The sequence below is a fragment of the Nitrospirota bacterium genome (genome assembly GCA_040757335.1).
Lineage (GTDB): Bacteria > Nitrospirota > Nitrospiria > 2-01-FULL-66-17 > 2-01-FULL-66-17 > JBFLXB01.
In genome coordinates, this window is record JBFLXB010000002.1 from 169,302 (window position 1) to 173,097 (window position 3,796).

A 3,796-nucleotide genomic window follows, 5' to 3' on the forward strand; every position below is an offset into this window, starting at 1 on the left:
GGGCGCCGGGCTTTGGCTTTACGGTGACGCCCGCGGGCCTGGTGGACTATGCGCCGGCGTTGGACGGGGTGTTGAGCGGGCGGGGGACCGCCACGCTGACCGTCAATGGCGCGGCGATCGAGGTGGCCGCGCGGGCGCTGTCAGTGGCGACGTTCGGGCTGGACGCGCTGGGCACGGCGAGCTTTCCCACGAACACGCTCCAGACGTTTCAGTTGGCGCCGGGGAGCTACGGGTTCTGCACCACGATCTGCGGGGCGCCGGGCTTTGGCTTTACGGTGACGCCGGGCGGGACCGTGGACTACGCCACGACGCTGGACGGGGTGTTGAGCGGCCGGGGGACCGCCACGCTGACTGTCACCGGCGCAACGATCAGCATTGATGCGCGGGCGCTGTCGGCCGTGACGTTTGGGATTTCCGGGTTGACGCCGACGTTTCCCGCGACCACGGTCCAGCCCTTCCAGTTGGCCCCGGGGAGCTATGGGTTCTGCTTTACGATCTGCGGGGCGCCGGGCTTTGCCTTCACGGTCCGGGCCGACGGTATGGTGGACTATGCCACGGCGCTGGACGGGGTGTTGAGCGGGCGCGGGACCTCCACGCTGACTGTGGGTGGCGCCCAAATTATTATCAATGCGCAGGCGCTTACAGTCGTGACGTTTGGGCTGTCCGGGCTGACGGCGACCTTTCCCACGATCCCCCCCCAGCCCTTCCAGTTGCCGCCGGGGAGCTACGGATTTTGCTACACACTTTGCGGGGCGCCGGGTTTTGCCTTCACGGTGACGCCCGCGGGCACGGTGGACTATGCTGCGGCGCTGGATGGGGTGTTGAGCGGCCGAGGGACCGCCACGCTGACCGTCATACCGAAGGCGGATCTGGCGGTTCGCATCATCGATGCCCCTGACCCGGTCGGTCTAGGGGCGGCCCTGACCTACACGATCGTCGTGACCAATCATGGGCCGGAGGCCGTTCGTGTCGTTCAGTTGGTCGATCGACTCGACAGCACCCTGAGGTTCCTCTCAGCCACGCCGCCCGAGGCAGGAGGAACCTGCCCGCCGCTGCCTGGGAGTACCGGAGTGACTGGTGAAGAAAAATGTTGGCTCTTGGGGTCGCTGGGGGTTGGGGCCAGTACGACCGTGGAGATCAACGTGCAGCCGACCCTGGATGGCGTCGTGGCCAACCTGGCCGCAGTGCAGGCGCAGGCATTCGATCCCGAGCCGTCCAACAATACGAGCAGCGTGACCACGCTCGTCGACGGCACGCCGCCGCTGCTGAGCGACATCCCGGCCGACCAGACGCTCTTGACCCCATCCGCAACCGGCATGATAGTCACTTATACCCAGCCAACCGCCACGGACAACGTCGGAGTGGCATCACTGACCTGCAGCCCGCCTTCCGGGAGCCGTTTCCTCGGCCCAACCACCGTGACCTGCACGGCGACCGATACCGTTGGCAACAGCAGTGGCGCGAGCTTCACGATCACGGTGCTGACCGATATCGACGGAGACGGCATAGCGGACGTGGCCGACCCATGCCCCGCTGATCCAACCAACGCCTGTGACCCCAACGGCTCGACCGCCGCGATGGTGGATGCCGAAAGCGGCGGCACCCTGACCACGCCGGATGGCACGGTTTCTGTCACGATCCCCCCGGGCGCGTTGGCTCAAGACACGACGCTCTCGATCACGGATTCCGGTACCACGTTCGAGCTGACCACCAGTCTCGGCCAGGCGTTGGGAATTTACGGGTTGGAGATTCAGCCCGAAGGGACCACCTTTAGCACACCCATTACGCTGGTCTTCACCTGGCCGGATGCCAACAGTGATGGGATCGTGGATGGCACCAATATCCGCGAGGAGAATCTGCGGATCACGAAGGACAACGTCGCGATCACCGGGAAGTGTAAAGACGAGCCGGGATGCGATGCGAACGCCAACACGTTCCGGGTCACGGTCTCCAGCCTCAGCGTCTTTGTGCTGAGCGGGCCGCTCGATACCGATGGAGACGGTTTCTTCGATAACTTCGACGGCCAGGTAGATGCCTGCCCGACAGAAAATTCCACGGGGTTTGACGCGGATCAGAACGGCTGCATCGATACGTTCAGCGGGTTGGCCACGGTGGTGACCACCTTGGTCGCGTCAGAGGTCGTCGCCCCGGAGCTTCAGAATAGTCTGCTGTCGAAGATCGACAACGCACAGTCGTCGTCCAGCAAAGAGAACATCTGTGCGGCGGTCAATGAGCTGGGGGCGTTCAAGAACCAGATCGCGGCCCAAAAGGGCAAGAAGATTTCCGACACGGCCGCCGTGCTGCTGACCCAATACGCGAACAATATCGTAGCCAAGCTGCTCGGACAGCTTCCGGCTGACGAAGGATGCTGATCCCGTTGCAGGGACAGGGGTCTCCGAATCCGAATGGGAAAAGCTGTCAATGAGGGAATGGAAGGCGGAGCTGAAACCATGACAGTGGGACGTGGAAGCCGGTTAGACGAAAAGCTGGGCTGGTTCACCGGTGAACCGGTTTGCGGGTGGGCGAGGCCATCTCCGCAGGATATTCGACTCAGTTTCACCAACAGATCGGCGATCCTGATCAGTTCGCGTTAAGGAGCGAGCTATGGTGACACGTTCGTTGCTGGCACTGTTGATGTCCGGAATGTCCCTCGTGTTCACTCCGACCTCTGTCAACGCCGTCTCGATTTCGGCCCCAATGGCAACGGTCGGTGTCGGCGACACCTTTACCATTCCGATCTCGATTGCCGGGGCCACGGAAGTGACCTCCTGGCAATTCGACCTGGCGTTTGACCCGACCATTGTTCAGGCCAACTCCGTGGCGGAAGGGTCATTCATGTCGGCGTTCGGTCTGACCCTGTTCGGCCCGGGTGTCATCGATAACGGGGCCGGGCTGATCAGCCTTGTCACCAATGCCTACATCGATCTGCCGCCCAATCCGTTCGGCGACGGAGTATTGGCCGATATCGAGTTCACCGCGCTGGCGCCGGGCGTGTCGTCGCTGAGCTTTTCAAACGTATTTCTCAATTTCTCGGACCAAGGCTTCGACATCGCAAATGGTCAGATGGTGAGCGGGAGCCAGACAGTTCCTGAGCCGGCAACCCTGGCACTGCTCGCCAGCGGGCTGGCGCTCTTCGGCACACGACGCCTGGTGAGACTTCGCGGAAAGGAGAAACCACAGTGAAGCACGGATGGTTCGGCACGGTAGGACTCATACTATTGCCATTGGGAATGGTCGCCTTCGGCGCTGTCCCGACTAATGCAGCCACCGCGAATGGGCCGTACTACGCGACCCCCTCGTGGGACCAGAAGCTTCAGTGTGACACCACAGAGACCTGCCCCCGGTTCATCGTTCTGTCGAACTGGAATAATGAGGCAGTCCTGGACCGCGAGACCGGGCTTGTGTGGGAGAGAACCCCGACGGAGGACACGGACGGAGATGGCCGCATAACAAAAGAAGATCGGGTGGGCTGGTACGGAACTCCACTTTATTGCAATGATAAGAATGTGGGCGGGCGTAAGGGGTGGCGGGTTCCTACGATCCAGGAGTTGGCTAGCCTAGTTGATCCGACACAGGAAGCCCCATCTCTTCCTTGGGGTCATCCGTTTTCCCTGGGGTCCACATCGTATTGGTCGGCTACCGTCAACTACTCTAACCCGAATAATTCACGAAACTTGAAACGACAACGCCTCCGCTGTGGTATAAGTGCTGTTGCGGGCAGCAATTTCCCACCTCGGAGGCGTGTCGATGCGAGCGGATGATAGCACACAGGGTGTTCTGTTTCCCAGCCTGGCGG

The 3,796-nt window shown here is 62.0% G+C and carries 3 protein-coding genes; all 3 read left to right on the top strand.

Annotated elements, in window-relative coordinates; translation table 11 throughout:
• Positions 1-2,372, top strand: a 2,372-nt coding sequence (locus AB1451_02790; GenBank protein MEW6681834.1) for an HYR domain-containing protein, incomplete at its 5' end; no start/stop codon positions are given.
• Positions 2,373-2,619: 247 nt separating this feature from the next.
• Positions 2,620-3,183, top strand: coding sequence for a cohesin domain-containing protein (locus AB1451_02795; GenBank protein MEW6681835.1), 564 nt, complete (start codon positions 2,620-2,622; stop codon positions 3,181-3,183).
• Positions 3,184-3,230: 47 nt separating this feature from the next.
• Positions 3,231-3,761, top strand: a complete 531-nt coding sequence (locus AB1451_02800) for a DUF1566 domain-containing protein (GenBank protein MEW6681836.1) — start codon at positions 3,231-3,233, stop codon at positions 3,759-3,761.
• The last annotated feature ends 35 nt before the right edge of the window (positions 3,762-3,796 follow it).